The organism is Arthrobacter sp. 08Y14 (genome assembly GCF_002929455.1).
GTDB classification, from domain to species: Bacteria; Actinomycetota; Actinomycetes; order Actinomycetales; family Micrococcaceae; genus Arthrobacter_B; species Arthrobacter_B sunyaminii.
In genome coordinates, this window is the sequence record NZ_PJIX01000001.1 from 1,121,912 (window position 1) to 1,138,157 (window position 16,246).

Consider the following 16,246-nt stretch of genomic DNA (forward strand, 5'->3'; position numbering starts at 1 on the left):
CCCGCCCCTCGTTCCCGCTTAGACGTCCCGTTTTTTGAGGACGACGACGGCGGCGGCAAGCAGCACCACGGCCCAGCCGGCAAGAATGAGACCGCCTTCAGCCTGGTTGAACGCGTCCGGCTGGACGCGTGTGGCTACCAGCGCGGCAGAGGCGCTGCTGGGCAGGAAGCGGTCGGCGTCTTCCACCCAGTCCGCAAGGCCGGAGAGTAGTCCGGTGATAATCGGCAGGACAAAAAGTGCTCCGACGAGGGTCACCACTCCCCCGGCCGTACTGCGGAGCAGGGCACCGATGGCCACGCCCATGACGGCGATCAGGGCCAGCACCGTGCCGGTGTTGATGATGGAGGGCAATACCCACGGCGCATCCAGCCCAAAATCCAGGTTGGACCCGGACAGTATCGGCTGGGCCACCAGATAGGTGGTGAACGCAGCCAGGACACCAAGAACAAAGGAAATGACAGCGATCACGAGGGTCTTGGCCAGCAGTGCGGGGGTGCGGGTGGGCACGGCCACCATGGTGGAGCGGATCATGCCCGTGGTGTATTCGGATCCGATCAGCACCACGGCCAGCGCGGCGACCAGCAGCTGGCCGAAGGGCAGCCCGGATGCCGGGATGTCATAGGCCAGGCTCTGCGCTGACGTGCCGAACCCTTCGGGAGGGCCGGCCGCCGGGTCATTCACCAGCTGAACTGTTCCCCAGGCGACCAGGGCGCCCAGCCCAACCATCACCGCGAAGCTCACCGCCAGCAGGATAACGGTGGAGGGGACCGTGGCGGTCTTGATCAGCTCGGAGTGCAGCACCCGGGCGAAAGTGACACGGCCGGCGCCGGAACTCCGGGGCCCCCGTACGGCCCCTGCTGCTGTGCTCATGATTGTTGTCCTTCTCCGGCCGGCAGATAGGGGGCGGTCCTCTGCTGTGACTGGTACTCAACCTCGCCGCCGGTCAGCTCCATGTAGGCGTCCTCCAGGGAGACCTGCTGCGGGGTGAGCTCGGTGATGAGGATCCCCCGGGAAAACGCAGTTTCAGCGATGCTGCGGGTGCTCAGACCAAGGATCTCCAACTGATCCGCCTCCTGTCTGCGCACTTCCACTCCCGGTGAGCCGAGGGCGGCGGCCAGGGCACCTGTGTCGTCCGTGCGCACCAGGACACGCTCCTGCTTGCTGCCGGCGATTACCTCGTCGATGGGAGCATCGGCCAGGATCCGGCCGCGGCCAATCACTATCAGATGGTCGGCGGTCACCGCCATCTCGCTCATCAGGTGGGAGGAGATGAAGACGGTGCGACCCTCGGCTGCCAGTCCCCGGACCAGGAAGCGCACCCATTTCACGCCTTCCGGGTCCAGTCCGTTAACCGGCTCATCCAGGATCAGGGTTTGCGGGTCCCCCAGCAGCGCCGCTGCCAGACCCAGCCGCTGCCCCATGCCCAGCGAATACCCGCCGACCCTCTTCCGCGCCGCGGAACCGAGGCCCGTGAGCTCGATGACTTCGTTGACGCGGGCCGCGGAAATACCTTCGGTGGCGGCCATGGCCCGCAGATGGTTGTAGGCGGTGCGTTTGGGGTGCGCTGCCTTAGCCTCCAGCAGGGCACCCACCTCATGGAGGGGAGACCGGTGCCCGGCGTACGGTTTTCCGTTGACGGTCACGGTGCCGGCGGTGGGATGGTCCAATCCGACGATCATCCTCATGGTGGTTGATTTTCCGGCACCGTTCGGCCCAAGGAATCCGGTGACCTTGCCCGGCGGGACCGAAAAGGTAATGCCGTCGACGGCGGTTTTGTCGCCAAAGCGCTTGGTGAGTTCGCGTGCCTCGATCATGGTGTGTCCTCACACTTGGTGTTTCCATCTTGCAGCCTGGGGTTCCTACCGGGAACTCACCGACTCAAACTTCCTCACGGCAAGCGGAACAAAGATGAGCAGCATTACCGCAGATCCAATCAGCACCGTGGCCACCGCGTGCTGCATGGGCCAGGTGTCGGGTACCGGGGTGGTTCCCAGGTTTCCGAACAGCTCCCGGACCGCCTGGACCAGGGCTGAGACGGGGTTCCAGTCCGCGAAAATGCGCAGCGGCGTAGGCAGCGTGGAGCTTTGCACAAACGCATTGGAAATGAAGGTGATGGGAAACAGGATCATGAACGAAGCATTGTTGATGGTTTCGGGGGTGCGCACGGTCATGCCGAGCAGCGCCATGACCCAGCTGAAGGAGTAGGAGAAGAGCAGCAGGAGCCCCACGGCGGCCAGGAAGGACGCAAAGGACGTATTGACCCGCCAGCCCACCAGCAACCCCGTGCCCATCATGATCAGCACCGAAATCGCGTTGAGCGCCAGGTCCGAGTTGGTCCGTCCGATCAGCACTGCGGAGGGGCTCATGGGCAGGGTGCGGAACCTGTCGATGATCCCCTCTTTCAAGTCCTGGGCCATGGCGGCACCGGAGAAGGTGGATCCGAAGACCACGGTCTGCGCAAAGATCCCGGCCATCAGGTACTGCGTATAGTCCGTGCCGGCAACGTTGATGGATCCGCCGTAGACCTGGCTGAACAGCAGCACGAACATGACCGGCTGCAGGACGGCGAAGATGATCATGTCCGGGGAGCGCTTGATCTTGATCAGGTTCCGTTTGGTGACCGTCCAGCCGTCACCGGCCCAGTTGGCCGCGGCCGAGTTACCGCGGGCGGCGGTTGCAGGAAGCCGGGTTGCGGCGGCACTCATTGGCGGGCTCCTTCCCTGTGCCGGGCTGCTTTGCCGTGTCCTTCAGCGGTGACCGCGGCCTCCGGTTCCTGTTCCTCCTCCGCCGGCCGGCCGGTCAGCTGCAGGAACACGTCATCGAGGGTGGGCCGCCGGATGCCGGCGTCGTGCAGTCCAATGTCCTGGGTTTGAAGGTCCGCCAAAACCAGCTGCAGGGAGGCCGGTCCGTTCTGAACCGCCACCTCCAGGGTCCTGCCGTCATCAGCGGTGTGGGGTGCAGCGGATCCGTGCCGGGCGAGTATTTCCCGTGCCGCGCCGGCGTCGTTCCCGTCGATCAGGGCCACCGCAACACTGTGACCGCCAATCCGGGACTTCAGCTGGTCCGAGGTGCCCTCGGCAATCACTACACCGCGGTCGATCACGGCCACGGCGTCGGCAAGCTGGTCCGCTTCTTCCAGATACTGGGTGGTCAGCAGGAGCGTGGTCCCGGCGGCAACAAGGTCCTTGATCACCTGCCACAGGGCCAGGCGGCTGCGCGGGTCCAGCCCGGTGGTCGGTTCATCCAGGAACAGGACCCGGGGACTGTTGACCAGGGCGCCGGCCAGGTCCAGGCGGCGGCGCATGCCGCCGGAATAGCCTTTCACCGGCCGGTTGCCGGCATCCGTCAGTTCGAACATGTCGATCAATTCCGCGGCCCGTGTCCGGGCCTCTTTGGCGGACAGGTGGTAGAGCCGGCCCACCATCCGCAGGTTTTCCTGGCCGGTGAGGTTTTCATCGACGGCGGCATATTGGCCTGAGACGCCGATGATGCGGCGCACTTCCTTGGGGTCGGCCAGCACATCGATACCGTCAATGCTCAGTGTGCCGGCGTCGGGTTTGATCAGGGTGGTGAGGACTTTGACGGCCGTGGTTTTCCCGGCACCGTTGGGGCCCAGCAGGGCCATGACGGTACCTTCCGGCACGGAGATATCCAGGCCGTCCAGCGCGCGGACCGGACCCGATTTGGAGGAATAAACCTTCGTGACTGCCTGCGCCTGGATGAGTCCCGGGACGGGGCCGGGCAGCCCCGAAGAAGAAATGGGGGTAGTGGACATCGTCCGAAGGTAAACCGTGCGGTCAGCGTTCGGAACCCCTATTGCGGACAGGTCCGGTCCGCTGGAACAAGACCCGGCCGGCTGATCAGGGCTCCTGGATCGAAACCTTTTTTTGCTCGGCGGCGGCAGGCGCAAAAATGATGGAAAGCAGCATGGCTGCGCCCACCACCAGCAGGGAATTACGGATTCCCCAGTGTTCGCCCAGGAAGCCGAGCACCGGCGGCCCAATGAAGAAGGCCGAGTAGCCGATGGTGGAGACAACGGACACCCGGGCCGCAGCGTGCGCCGGGTCCTCGCCGGCGGCCGACATGCCCATCGGGAAGCCCAGCGCTGCGCCGATTCCCCACAGGACGGCGCCAAGCGCGGCCAGGGGAAGGTTGGGTGCCAGGACAAAGAGCAGCAGGCCTACGAGAGACGCGCCCATGCAGATGCGCAACGCCGGCACGCGGCCCATCCGGTCGATCAGCCGGGCACCGAACCAGCGCGTCAGAGTCATGGCGGCCACAAAGACGGCGAACATTACGGCGCCGGCGGACTCACTGGTTCCCAGCCCGTCCACGGTCGCCTTGGCCACCCAGTCATTGGCGGCGCCTTCGGTCAGCGCCGCGCCCAGAACCACGACGCCGATCAGCAGCGTGCGTCCTTCTTTCCAGGCGCCGAAGCGGGAGGGTTTGACAGCCGCGCCGGTACCGTCGGTGCCGTGGACGGCATGTGACAGCTGCAGGAAGTTGCGCGGCACGATCAGCACCGCAATGCAGACCACGGTCAGGATGCCCAGCAGGTGCAGGGACAGCGAGATACCCAGAGCGGATAGCCCGGCGCCGATCAGGGCGCCCACAAAGGAACCGCCGGAGAACGCGCCGTGGAATTTGGGCATGATGTTCCGGCCAAGCCGGCGCTCCACGTCCGCGCCCTCCAGGTTCATCGCAACGTCCCAGCCGGCAATGCCGACGCCAAAGATCAGCAAACCCACGGCCGTCAGCGGAATCGACTCCAGGTACAGTCCCGCGGCGATGATCAGGGACGCGGCCGACGTCGTAATCCCGCCGGCACGCACAGTGCCGGCGGTGCCGATCCGCTGTGCCACCGAACCGGCCAGCGGAAGCGCCGTTACCGAGCCGATCGCGGAAAACAGCAGCAGCAGCCCCACGCCGGCCGCACCAATACCGAGGTCCTGGGCCGCGGCCGGAATGCGGGCCGCCCAGCTGGCAAAGACAAGGCCGTTGAGGCCGAAAACCACGAAAACGGCAATGAGTGCCTTGTTGAGGGCAGTCTCTTTTTGGGCAGTGTCAGTCGGGTTCTTTTCGGTCACGGCAATATTGTCCCCTACCGCGCGCGGACCACGCGTTTCTCATCCCAGACCGGAGTCTCGGATTCATAGACCTTTCCGTCGGAACCGAACACCAGGAAACGGTCGAAGCTGCGGGCGAACCAGCGGTCGTGGGTGACGGCCAGAACGGTTCCTTCGAACGCCTCGATGGCCTTTTCCAGGGCTTCGGCGGAGTGCAGGTCCAGGTTGTCGGTGGGCTCATCCAGCAGCAGCAGGGTGGCACCGGAGAGTTCCAGCAGCAGGATCTGCAGCCGCGCCTGCTGCCCGCCGGAAAGCGAGTCGTATTTCTGCTCGGAGGACGCCGCCAGGCCGTAGCGGTCCAGGGCTCCGGCGGCGGCTTCGCGTCCGAGGCCGGAGCGGTGTTCATCACCGCGGTGCAGGATGTCCAGCAGGGTTTTTCCGAGCAGGTCCGGACGCATCATGGTCTGGGCGAAGAACCCCGGCCGGATGCGGGCGCCGAGCTTGACGGACCCCTCATGCGGAACGGGCGAGATTTCCACCTCGGACACCGGCTCGTGTTCCTTGTCCGGGTCGGTGCCGCCCAGGGCCAGCAGGCGCAGGAAGTGGGACTTTCCGGACCCGTTGGAGCCAAGCACACCCACCCGGTCGCCAAACCAGATTTCCGTGCTGAACGGCTTCATCAGCCCGGTCAGCTCCAGTTTCTGCGCCACGACGGCCCGTTTGGCGGTGCGTCCTCCGCGCAGGCGCATCTTGACGTTCTGTTCAATCGGCAGGGCTTCCGGCGGGCCCGCTTCGAGGAACTTGGCCAGCCGGGTCTGGGCGGCCTGGTACCGGTTGGCCATGTCGGAGCGGAACGCCGCCTTGTTCTTGTACATGTTCACAAGCTCTTTGAGCTTGAGGTGCTCCTCATCCCAGCGCCGGCGCAGTTCCTCGAACCGGGCGTTGCGGTCCTCGCGTGCCGTGACATAGCTGCTGAATCCGCCGCCGTGGATCCAGGCCGACGCGCCGTTGATTCCCGGTTCCAGGGTGACGATGCGGGTGGCGGCGTTGTCCAGGAGCTCCCGGTCGTGGCTGACGAACAGGACGGATTTCTTGGACTCAGCGAGTTTGGCTTCCAGCCAGCGCTTGCCGGGAACGTCCAGGTAGTTGTCCGGCTCATCCAGCAGCAGCAGCTCATCCGGGCCGGAGAACAGTGCCTCCAGGACCAGGCGTTTCTGTTCGCCGCCGGACAGGGTGGAGGCTTTGCGGTACTGGGCGCGGTCAAAGGGCATGCCGAGGGCCGCCATGGTGACCTCGTCCCAGACGGTTTCCTGCTCGTAGCCGCCGGCGTCTCCCCAGTCGGCAATGGCGGTGGCATAGCGCATCTGGGTGGGCTCGTCGTCGTGCTCCATCATCGCCAGCTCCGCATCATCCACGGCTTTGGCGGCCGCGGCGAGCGCCGGCGGGGCGGCGGAGACCAAAAGGTCCCGGACCGTGCTGTCATCGCGGACCTGGCCCACGAACTGGCGCATGATGCCCATGGATCCGGATTTGGACACGGTCCCCTCGTCGGCCTTGATGTCCTCGGCGATGATGCGCAGCAGGGTGGTCTTGCCGGTGCCGTTGGGTCCGATCAGGGCCGTCTTGTGCCCGTCCCCCACCTTGAAGCTGACGCCGTTGAGCAGCTGCCGGCCGTCGGAGAGGAAATAGTCAATGTTGGATACGTCGAGGTGTGCCACACTTCCATCCTCCCATCCCGCCGGGATGGACAGCCGCGGCCCTGACGTGCCTAGGATGAAGGCCGCGTGTCTCCGCCCGGGACACGCCGGAAATACCCCGCTAAGGAGCGAAGATGATCTTCATTACCGTCAAGTTCAACGTCAAGCCGGAATGGGTGGAGCGCTGGCCGGAACTGACCAAAGATTTCACCGCCGCCACCCGTGCCGAGCCCGGCAACCTGTGGTTCGACTGGTCACGAAGCCTGGAAAACCCCAACGAGTTTGTCCTCGTGGAGGCCTTCAAGGACGACGCCGCCGAGGCTCACGTGGGCAGCGAGCACTTCCAGCAGGCCATGAAGGATATGGTCCAGGCGCTGGTCGAGACTCCGAAGATCATCAACACGGTCATCGAGGGCGAAGACTGGTCCCGGATGGGTGAACTGACCGTCGAGTAGCCACCGGCCACGGGCCGGCGGATCCTACTTGGTGTCCAGCGTGTATCCGGCCCGGGTCAGCATTTTGCGCAGGTCCACAACGGTCTGCTCGTCAATGTCCTTGCCCCGCGGAGGCTCCAGATAGTCGGTTTCACCGGCGAGGGTAACCTCATACTTGCCGTTGTGTTCCCGCGTGGTGTCGGCGACGGCCTCCAGCAGGGAGCGGACTCTCTTCCACTCAATGTTGGAACTGGTGGGATGCCGCAGGATCTGGTCCAGGGTGTCCCGGTGGTGGTTGTTCAGGTGCACGGTCATCGGTAAACCTCCTGGTTCCAGTTGCCCATGCCGGGGTCCTGAGCGCAAGGGACGCAGGCCAGGTCCGGGGCGGCCGGCGTCAGTTCCCGGGGGTCCCGCTGAAGAATGCGGCCATCCGCCGCGGCACCAGGTGCCCCAGCTGAGGGGCCAGTGTCCGCGAGCCCGCTTCGATCACCACTCCCCAGCCAGCCATGACCAGGAACGTCCACCAGGCGGGGCCAACGATTCCCGCGCCCGGGCCGAACCCGCTGCCTCCGGCGGCGCCCTGTCCCGCCGCCACGAGGCTGATGACAGACAGCAGCGCGCCGCCCAGACCGAAAACCGCCGGCAGGGTCAGCCATGATTCCTGCCCTGCCGGCTCGCCCCGGTTACGGCCCCGGCTGAGGGACCAGAGGACTGCCGCCGCCGTGGCCAGCAGCAGCGCCAGGACTCCGACGGCGGCACTGGCCCAGACGGGCAGGTCGCCCACGGTCAGCGGAAAGAGTCCCGGCAGCGGCAACCCCAGGTTCGCCACTGCGGACAGATGGCCAACGGCGAAGGCCCAGGCCGACGCCGTCGGCAGCCAGAGCGGTGCGGCGAAGGCCACCGCAGCCCCGCCGTGCGCCAGGGCCGTGACGAGCAGCGCCAGGCCAATCACGCAGGTGTAGGCCAGATAATGGCAGCCGGCCAGGCGCAGCGCCGGCCGAAGCCCCGGCAGTGCTGCTTCAGCCCGCCTGAACCAGCGAAGCTCCGTACCGGCCTCGCGTTTCCGTCCCGCCCAGCTGGCCGCCGTCCCCAGCAGGGCGGCGCCGGCCACCAGGCTCGGTGAGGCAGCGGTCAGGAACGCGTCACCGGTGTCAGTGTTTCCACGCAGTGAAACCAGGAGGCTCAGCAGCACGGAGAAGGCAGCCAGCGCCAGTCCCGTGAGTCCTGCGTAAATCCAGCGGGCCCCGTCTGATTCCAGTGCGGCCTTACGTTCCGCGCGGCGGCCAAGGCGCCAGAGTGCTGCCGTTGCCACAGCTGTCAGCGCCAGGGGAAGAACCCCCACCCACACGCTGACCAGCGGCGCGCCGAAGTCCGTTACGGTGGAGGACACTGTCAGGACCGTTGTTCCGCCCAACGCCATCGCGGCCAGGAAAAAGGGATAGATCGCCAGGGCCGAGGGGCCGTCAAGCCTGGCCCCCATACTGCCGGCCGAATCATTCATGGCGTTCAGGGCACCTGCCCCGCCCAGGAAGAATCCCAGGACCAGCAGCGCCATGGTCACCAGGGCTGCGCCCAGGGTCAGGCCGTAGGCAATCAGTGCCGACTGCACCGCCAGCCACCAGCGCGGGCTCAGGCGCCCGGTTACGGGAGGCGGGACGAGGGTGTCCGGATTCGCCGGCTCCCCATTGTCCTGGTTGTGCATGGTCCATTCCCCCTGCAGAGCGTGAGCGGGGTTCCGCTGGATTTAAACATACAAGCTTGCAGCGGTGTCTCTTATCCGGCGCCGCTTTGTTCCCGTTCCGTCACCGGGCCGGGCTCCCGTTCCTTAGCTGTTTACCCCAAGGTCCGGCATCGGCAGGGCATGCCGGCGCAGTGCCAGCCCGGCGGCATGAAAGCCACCCATACCGTGGACCCCGGGCCCCGGCGGCGTAGACGCCGAACAGAGATAGACCCCCGGAAGCGGAGTTTGCCATGGATTCACTGCCGGTACGGGGCGCGCCGCCATCTGCCACAGGTTCACTGCGCCGCCGCCAAAGTCACCGCCCACATAGTTCTCGTTGTAGCGCTCCAGGTCCGCCGCCGTCGTCACCTGCGAGCGCACGACGACGTCGCGGAAGCCGGGTGCGAACCGTTCAATCTGCGCGGTGACGGCTTCGGTCATGTCCACCGTGGAACCGGCCGGAACGTGGCAGTAGGTCCACAGGATATGGCGGCCCGCCGGTGCCCGGGAGGAATCAAAGCTGCTGGGCTGGGACAGCAGGACGTAGGGCTTGTGTGGATGTTCTCCCGCCGCGACCTGCGCCTCCGCGGCGGCAAGTTCGGCGCGGCGCCCGCCCAGGTGCACCGTTCCGGCCCGTCCCACTTCCCGGTTGGCCCACGGCACCGGGCCGGAGAGGATGAAGTCCACCTTGCAGGCAGCGTTGCCGTACCGGAACCGGCCCAGCGCTCCCGCATACCGTCCCGGCAGCTCCGGCCCGGCGAGCTCCAGCAGGGTCCTGGGGGAAACATCGAGCAGGACGGTCCTGGCGCCGCGGACCTCATCCAGCGAGGACACCCGGTGGTCCGTGACCAGCTCCCCTCCGTGTGCCTGCAGATCCTTCACCATGGCATCGGCAATTGCCTGGGATCCGCCGTCGGGCACCGGCCAGCCCACGGTGTGGGCGAGCAGGGCCAGGAGCAGGCCGCCGCCGGCCGACGGCAGTGAGGGCATGCGTCCCACCGGGTGGGCGGCGACTCCGGTGAGCAGGGCCGACGCCTTGTCGGCGGTGAACCGCGTGTTCCACAACGGGGTGCCCTGGTCCAGGACGGCGCGGCCGAACGCCAATGCCGCACCGGGCTGCCGGTAGCCCCGGATCAGCGGGGACATCAGCAGCTCGGTGATGGCTTCGCTGCGCCGTACCAGCGGGGACATCAGCTTACGGAAGGCAGGCCCGTCCGCCCCCAGCCCCTCGACGGTGCGTTCCAGGTCCTTGTAGGCCAGTCCGGCGTCGCCCCCGTCCAGAGGATGCGCATAGGAGATCTCCGGCACCGTGAGCTTGATGCGGTCGGCCAGTTCAAACCGGCGGAAGAAGGGGGACGCCAGGGCCATGGGATGCACGGCCGAGCACACGTCGTACCGGTGGCCGGGCTCCAGCAGTTCCTTGGTGCGGCTGCCGCCGCCGGCCGTTGGCCCCGCTTCGAAAACCTGCACCGACAGCCCCGCACGGGCCATGATGACCGCAGCCGCCAGACCGTTGGGCCCGGAACCAACCACCGCAACATCGGTCATGGTGTTCCTGCTTCCCTCGGAGTGGATGTCTGGGTGCCGGCTTCCCCAGCTGCCGTGCCGCTGATCCTGCGGCGCAGCCGGAACCGGTCGGGTGCGTGGTCGAAGGGACCGCCCTGCGGATCATCGATGTTCAGCCGACGCACCGGATCGCGGGCCGGCACCAGGATGTCCCTGACCACCTGGGACATCAGCCAGGCCGTGGCCAGCACGTGCCCGGCCACGGCCCACACGTAGTAGGCGGCGTCGATATTGTTCTGGGCGGAGCCGCCGGAGGTTTGGGCGCCCAGATACATCCAGATGGCCCACCAGTGGAGCACTTCGAAGAACTGCCAGATCAAAAAGTCTCTCCACCGGGGACGGGCGAGCGCCACCAGCGGAATCAGCCACAGGACAAACTGGGGCGAATACACCTTGTTGCTCAGGATGAAGGCGGCAACAATCAGGAACGCCAGCTGCGCCAGCCGGGGCCGGCTCGGAGCGGCAAGTCCCAGCAGGGCAATGCCCGCGCAGGCCGCGGCGAACAGGAAATAGGCCCAGAAATTGATGAACCCTGAATCCGCCTGCGGCTGCCCCCACCGCTCCGCCAGCACGTTCCACGCAAACCATACGGAGGAGTATCCCGCAGGCCGCTCCCCGGTGAAGGTCAGGAAGAACTTCCAGCCGGTGAAGTCGGCAACCATGAACGGAACGTTCACCACCAGCCAGGCGGCCGCAGCTGCGCCCGCTGCCTGGAAGGCCGGGCGCAGCCGCCCGGTCCGCAGTGCCAGAACCAGCACGGCGCCGAGGATCAGCACCGGATAGAGCTTCAGCGCCGCCCCCAGACCCAGCAGCACTCCGGCTAGGACCGGGCGGCTGCGCGCAAAAGCCAGCATGCCCAGCGCCGCCAGCAGCACGGCCCAAATGTCCCAGTTAATGAACACCGACAGGATCATGGCGGGGGCCAGCGCCACCATGGCAGCGTCCCAGGGCCTGCGGTTGGCCATCCGCATGGTCGCGATGACCGTGCCGATCCAGGCCAGGACCGCCAGGACCGCATTGATGTCGAAGTAGGCCAGCGCGCGTTCCTGCGATCCGCCGTCGGGCACCAGCAGGGCAACGGCGCCCGCCAGCAGCCCCAGCAGCACGGGATACTCGAAGGCGGCGTCCGGGGTCAGGAAGGGAAAAACGCCCTGCGCCAGACCGCGGGAGTCGAACAGGACCGGCCAGTCCGAGTAACAGGCCTGATAGAAGTGTGTCGGTGCGGTCCAGCCGCCGGTGCGGCACGGCATTTTCACCAGCACCGCCAGCAGAGCTGCTGCCGTGGTGAGCAGGATCAGGACCCGCTCCACTGTAAAGAACCCGGGCGTCACGATGCCCGGGGCGGTGTGGCGGCCCAACGGACCGCCAATGCCCTCGGTGAGTTCCCGCAGCAGCGGGTCATTGCGGCTGGGCACCACTATCCGCAGCGGCTGGCGTCGGGGCTTGGGCTCCATGGTTACCAGTATGCCGCTCCGCCCCGGCTTCTCCGGGTGCCGGGCGGAGCCGCAGTCTCCGCCGCTGCTTGAAGCTGTGATGCCAAACACTAATTGCTTGGGTAGAGGCCGTAGACTGGGCCCGGTCTTGCCGCCGCAGGTGCGGCGGTTGATAACTCGTCTTCAAAGGAGAACCGTGGCTAAGAACCCCATTCGGGTCGCAATCGTTGGTGTGGGAAACTGCGCGGCATCGCTGGTGCAGGGCGTGCAGTATTACCGCGATGCAGATCCGGACCTGACGGTCCCCGGTTTGATGCATGTGGAGTTCGGAAGCTACCACGTCAATGACGTGCAGTTTGTCGCCGCCTTTGACGTCGACAGCAAGAAGGTTGGCCTGGACCTGGCCGACGCCATCGGCGCCAGCGAGAACAACACCATCAAGATTGCTGATGTTCCGGAAACCGGCATCACCGTGCAGCGCGGCCACACCCTCGACGGCCTGGGCAAGTACTACCGCGAGACCATCGTAGAGTCCGACGCCGAGCCGGTGGATATTGTTGCCGCACTGAAGGACAACGCCGTTGACGTGATGGTCTGCTATCTGCCCGTCGGTTCCGAGCAGGCTGCCAAGTTCTACGCCCAGTGCGCCATCGACGCCGGTGTTGCCTTCGTGAATGCCCTGCCCGTCTTCATTGCCGGCACCAAGGAGTGGGCGGACAAGTTCACCGCCGCCGGCGTTCCGATCATCGGCGATGACATCAAGAGCCAGATCGGCGCCACCATCACGCACCGGGTGATGGCCAAGCTGTTCGAGGACCGCGGCGTCATCCTGGACCGCACGTATCAGCTCAACGTTGGCGGCAACATGGACTTCAAGAACATGCTTGAGCGCGAGCGCCTGGAATCCAAGAAGATCTCCAAGACGCAGGCCGTCACCTCCAATACCTCAGCCGATTTGAAGGCCGACGACGTCCACATCGGCCCCTCGGACTACGTTGCCTGGCTCGATGACCGCAAGTGGGCCTTTGTGCGCCTTGAGGGCCGCAACTTCGGCGACGCTCCGGTGTCCCTGGAATACAAGCTGGAGGTCTGGGACTCCCCCAACTCCGCCGGTGTCATCATCGATGCCATCCGGGCGGCCAAGATTGCACTGGACCGGGGTGTGGGCGGACCAATCCTCTCGGCGTCAAGCTACTTCATGAAGTCCCCGCCGGAGCAGTACAACGATGACATTGCCAAGGAAAAGGTGGAGCAGTTCATCCGCGGCGAGGTGGAGCGCTAAGAACGGCGCTTGCCCCGCTCGGCACGCCCGCCGGCTATGACAGGCCGGAGGGCGTGCCGTCCGCGGCAACGTCCATGCGCATTGCTGCCGGAACCTTCGGCAGTCCCGGCATGGTCATCACGGCACCGGTCAGCGCAACCACAAACCCGGCTCCGGTCTTCAGGATCAGGTCCCGCACGTGCACGGTGAAACCGGTCGGTGCTCCGAGCAGGGCCGCGTTGTCCGAGAAGGAGTACTGGGTCTTGGCCATGCACACCGGCAGCGAATCCCATCCCCCGGCCTTGATTTCCTCCAGCCGGCGCAGGGCCGGCAGGGAAAACTCGACGTCGTCGGCTCCGTAAATGTCCCGGACCACCGTCCGGATCTTCTCCTCGACCGGCATATCCAACGGGTACAGATAGCGGAAATCCGCCGGTTCCTCCAGGGCTTCCAGCACCTTGGCGGCCAGCGCATCACCCCCGCTTTCCCCTCCTCCGTTGGCCCAGACATCGGCTGCGGCAGCGGCCACACCCTCACCTGCACACCACTGCAGCAGCCAGTCCACCTCCTCCTGCGTGTCCGTGGTGAAGGTGTTCACCGCAACCACAGGACTCAGGCCGAACCTGGCGATGTTGCGGATATGCCGGCGCAGGTTGGCCGTTCCCGCCTCCAGCGCGGCGAAGTCCGGCTCACTCAGCCGGTCCTTCGGCACCCCGCCGTGCATCTTCAGGGCCCGGATCGTTGCCACCAGGACGACGGCGTCCGGGGCCACATCCGCGGCCCGCGAGGCGATGTCCATGTACTTTTCGGCGCCAAGGTCGGCGCCGAAGCCTGCCTCGGTGACCACGATGTCGCCGACGGTGCGGGCCAGTTCGGTGGCGATCACCGAGTTGCAGCCGTGTGCGATGTTGGCGAACGGACCGCCGTGGACCAGTGCCGGCGTCCCGGCGAGGGTTTGGACCAGGTTCGGTTTCACGGCGTCTTTGAGCAGCAGCGTCAGGGCGCCCTCCACGCCCAGATCCCGCACCGTGACAGGCCGCCGGTCGTAGGTGTACCCCACTGTGATCCGGGCCAGCCGCTCCTTGAGGTCGGCGAGGTCCCGGGCCAGGCAGAAGACGGCCATGACTTCCGAAGCCACGGTGATGTCAAACCCGTCCTGGCGCGGCACGCCCTGCACCGGGCCGCCCAGGCCGATCACGATGTCCCGCAGCGAGCGGTCATTCATGTCCATGACGCGGCGGAAGGTGATCCGGCGCGGATCGATCCCCAGCTCGTTGCCCTGGTAGATGTGGTTGTCCAGCAACGCCGTCAACGCGTTGTTGGCGGTGGTGATGGCGTGGAAGTCGCCGGTGAAGTGCAGGTTGATGTCCTCCATGGGCACCACCTGCGACCAGCCGCCGCCCGTGGCACCGCCCTTCATGCCCAGTACCGGCCCCAGTGAAGGTTCACGCAGGGCTATGACGGTGTTTGCTCCGGCTTTGGCCAGTGCATCGCCCAGTCCGACGGTGACCGTGGATTTACCTTCTCCGGCCGGGGTGGGGCTCATGGCGGTGACCAGCACCACCTTTCCGCGGGTGCTGCGTGCGGGCACCAGTGCCGGGTCAATCTTGGCCTTGTACCGTCCGTACAGTTCCAGGGCTTCTTCGGGGATGCCGGCCGCACGGGCGATGTCCGTAATGGGCTTCATCACGGCCCGGCGGGAGATTTCCAAATCACTGGACATGTCAGCGGCTGCGCGCATCATTGCGGTCCTTCCGGGTTCCCGCCGGTGGTCTTCATCGACGGTGGTGGCCTATCACCAAGCTATCAGCGGACGGAGTGCGCCGAGAACTGTTCGGCGGCCTGCAGGTAGCTCTGCGCCGTGAGTGTGGCTGTGCGCTTCCAGCCAAACGCGGCAGCGTGCACTGCGGCGCCGTAGCCCAGCGCCCGCCGCATCCCGTCGTCGTCGTACAGCCGTTCCAGCTCGGCGGACCAGCGCCCGCTCTCATGGCCGTCCACCAGAAGCCCGGTGCGGCCGTGTTCCACAGCCTTGGGCAGCCCGCCCACGTTGGCGGCCAGCACGGGAGTGCCGCAAGCCTGGGCTTCAAGGGCCACGAGACCGAAGGATTCGCTGAAGGAGGGCACGGCAACCACGTCTGCGGCCCTAAACCAGTCGGCCAGCACTGCGGCCTCCACGGGCGGATGAAGGGTCACCTTTCCGTGCAGCCCCAGCGAATCCGCCAGCGGCTGCAGGTCCAAAACATCGGCGCCGCTTCCGGCGCCGAGCACGGTGACGTGCAGCGGGATGTCCGGACGGCGGGCGTGCAGTTCCGCGGCGGCCCGGATCAGCACCTGGGGGCCTTTCATCCGCTGGATGCGGCCGGCAAAGACGACGTGGAACACGCCGCGGGGCACGCCCAGCCGGGCGCGGGCCGCGCCGGAGTTCCGGCTGGAGAAAACCTGCAGGTCCACTCCCGGCGCGACGACGTCCACGGCTCGGGGGTTGGCTCCGTACAGCGATTCCAGCTCGGCGGCCTCGGTGCTGGTATTGGCTATCAGGCGGGTGGCACCGCCCACGATGTCCTGTTCCCCGTCAATCCGCACCCGGGGCTCCGGCTTCTCTCCGGCCTGCAGACGCAGGTTCTTCACCCGGGCCATGGTGTGCATGGTGTGCACCAGTGGAAGGTCCCAGGCGCGGGCAACAGCCAGGCCGGCTGTGCCGGAGATCCAGTAGTGCGAATGGATGACGTCAAAGTGCCGGTGGGAAGGGAATTGATGGCTGCCCGTCACGGATGCCGCCAGGGCAGCTTCCAGCCCGGGGAGAGCCTCTTTGGCAATCTTTCGGCGCGGTCCCGCTTCAACGTGGCGGACCGTCACACCGGGAACAAGTTCCACGGACGGCCGCTGGTGCCGGTCGGTTGCCCGGGTGAAAATCTCCACCTCAACGCCTGTGGCAGCCAACTCCACGGCCACGGAGCGCACATAAACATTCATGCCGCCGGCATCACCGGAGCCTGGCTGCTCCAACGGTGACGTATGCAGGGAGAGCATGGCGACACGCTTTACCTGAAGCAACAGCTCTCCCTTCCT

At 66.3% G+C, this 16,246-nt stretch carries 14 protein-coding genes; 2 read left to right on the forward strand and 12 right to left on the reverse strand.

The features are described 5' to 3' along the window. Positions 1–18: 18 nt before the first annotated feature. From CXR03_RS05385 to CXR03_RS05410, 6 genes are all read right to left on the reverse strand, one after another. On the reverse strand, positions 19–870 hold the full coding sequence (locus CXR03_RS05385; protein ID WP_104102431.1) for an ABC transporter permease: 852 nt from the start codon (positions 868–870) through the stop codon (positions 19–21). Next, positions 867–1,814 carry an ABC transporter ATP-binding protein gene (locus CXR03_RS05390; RefSeq protein ID WP_104102432.1) on the reverse strand — a complete coding sequence of 316 codons (948 nt, stop codon included), beginning with the start codon at positions 1,812–1,814 and terminating at the stop codon, positions 867–869. Before CXR03_RS05390 ends, CXR03_RS05385 begins: the two co-directional genes overlap by 4 nt. A gap of 45 nt (positions 1,815–1,859) precedes the next feature. Continuing rightward, positions 1,860–2,705 (reverse strand): ABC transporter permease, encoded by an 846-nt coding sequence (locus CXR03_RS05395; protein ID WP_104102433.1) that lies wholly within the window; start codon positions 2,703–2,705, stop codon positions 1,860–1,862. Continuing rightward, positions 2,702–3,775: an ATP-binding cassette domain-containing protein gene (locus CXR03_RS05400; protein ID WP_104102435.1), complete on the reverse strand. Its 1,074-nt coding sequence runs from the start codon at positions 3,773–3,775 to the stop codon at positions 2,702–2,704. Before CXR03_RS05400 ends, CXR03_RS05395 begins: the two co-directional genes overlap by 4 nt. 85 nt (positions 3,776–3,860) lie before the next feature. Then, on the reverse strand, positions 3,861–5,087 hold the full coding sequence (locus tag CXR03_RS05405; RefSeq protein WP_104102436.1) for an MFS transporter: 1,227 nt from the start codon (positions 5,085–5,087) through the stop codon (positions 3,861–3,863). A gap of 14 nt (positions 5,088–5,101) precedes the next feature. Next, positions 5,102–6,784 (reverse strand): ABC-F family ATP-binding cassette domain-containing protein, encoded by a 1,683-nt coding sequence (locus tag CXR03_RS05410; protein ID WP_104102438.1) that lies wholly within the window; start codon positions 6,782–6,784, stop codon positions 5,102–5,104. Between the two features lie 113 nt (positions 6,785–6,897). Here CXR03_RS05410 and CXR03_RS05415 point away from each other — a divergent pair, with 113 nt between their 5' ends. Continuing rightward, positions 6,898–7,218, forward strand: coding sequence for a putative quinol monooxygenase (locus CXR03_RS05415; RefSeq protein WP_104102440.1), 321 nt, complete (start codon positions 6,898–6,900; stop codon positions 7,216–7,218). 24 nt (positions 7,219–7,242) lie between these two features. On the opposite strand, the gene CXR03_RS05420 is transcribed toward CXR03_RS05415, so the two are convergent. From CXR03_RS05420 to CXR03_RS05435, 4 genes are all read right to left on the reverse strand, one after another. Continuing rightward, positions 7,243–7,512, reverse strand: a complete 270-nt coding sequence (locus tag CXR03_RS05420; RefSeq protein ID WP_104102441.1) for a hypothetical protein — start codon at positions 7,510–7,512, stop codon at positions 7,243–7,245. Positions 7,513–7,591: 79 nt separating this feature from the next. Then, a complete protein-coding gene (locus tag CXR03_RS05425) occupies positions 7,592–8,899 on the reverse strand; it encodes a hypothetical protein (RefSeq protein WP_104102443.1) in 1,308 nt (435 codons plus the stop codon). 123 nt (positions 8,900–9,022) lie between these two features. Next, positions 9,023–10,465, reverse strand: coding sequence for an NAD(P)/FAD-dependent oxidoreductase (locus CXR03_RS05430; RefSeq protein WP_104102445.1), 1,443 nt, complete (start codon positions 10,463–10,465; stop codon positions 9,023–9,025). After that, positions 10,462–11,937 carry a glycosyltransferase family 87 protein gene (locus tag CXR03_RS05435; RefSeq protein ID WP_181034496.1) on the reverse strand — a complete coding sequence of 492 codons (1,476 nt, stop codon included), beginning with the start codon at positions 11,935–11,937 and terminating at the stop codon, positions 10,462–10,464. The genes CXR03_RS05430 and CXR03_RS05435 overlap by 4 nt, the downstream gene beginning before the upstream one ends. A 175-nt stretch (positions 11,938–12,112) precedes the next feature. Between CXR03_RS05435 and CXR03_RS05440 the strand changes: the two genes are divergently transcribed. After that, the gene (locus CXR03_RS05440) at positions 12,113–13,198 is read left to right on the forward strand and encodes an inositol-3-phosphate synthase (RefSeq protein ID WP_104102446.1); all 1,086 of its coding nucleotides are present in this window, start codon (positions 12,113–12,115) and stop codon (positions 13,196–13,198) included. Between the two features lie 34 nt (positions 13,199–13,232). Here the strand turns inward: CXR03_RS05440 and CXR03_RS05445 are convergent, their stop codons facing one another. Together CXR03_RS05445 and mshA are read right to left on the reverse strand one after the other, a co-directional pair. Continuing rightward, a complete protein-coding gene (locus tag CXR03_RS05445; protein WP_104102855.1) occupies positions 13,233–14,918 on the reverse strand; it encodes a formate--tetrahydrofolate ligase in 1,686 nt (561 codons plus the stop codon). 65 nt (positions 14,919–14,983) lie between these two features. After that, complete coding sequence (gene mshA / locus CXR03_RS05450; protein ID WP_104102448.1) at positions 14,984–16,231, reverse strand: D-inositol-3-phosphate glycosyltransferase; 1,248 nt, start codon at positions 16,229–16,231, stop codon at positions 14,984–14,986. Positions 16,232–16,246 lie beyond the last annotated feature (15 nt).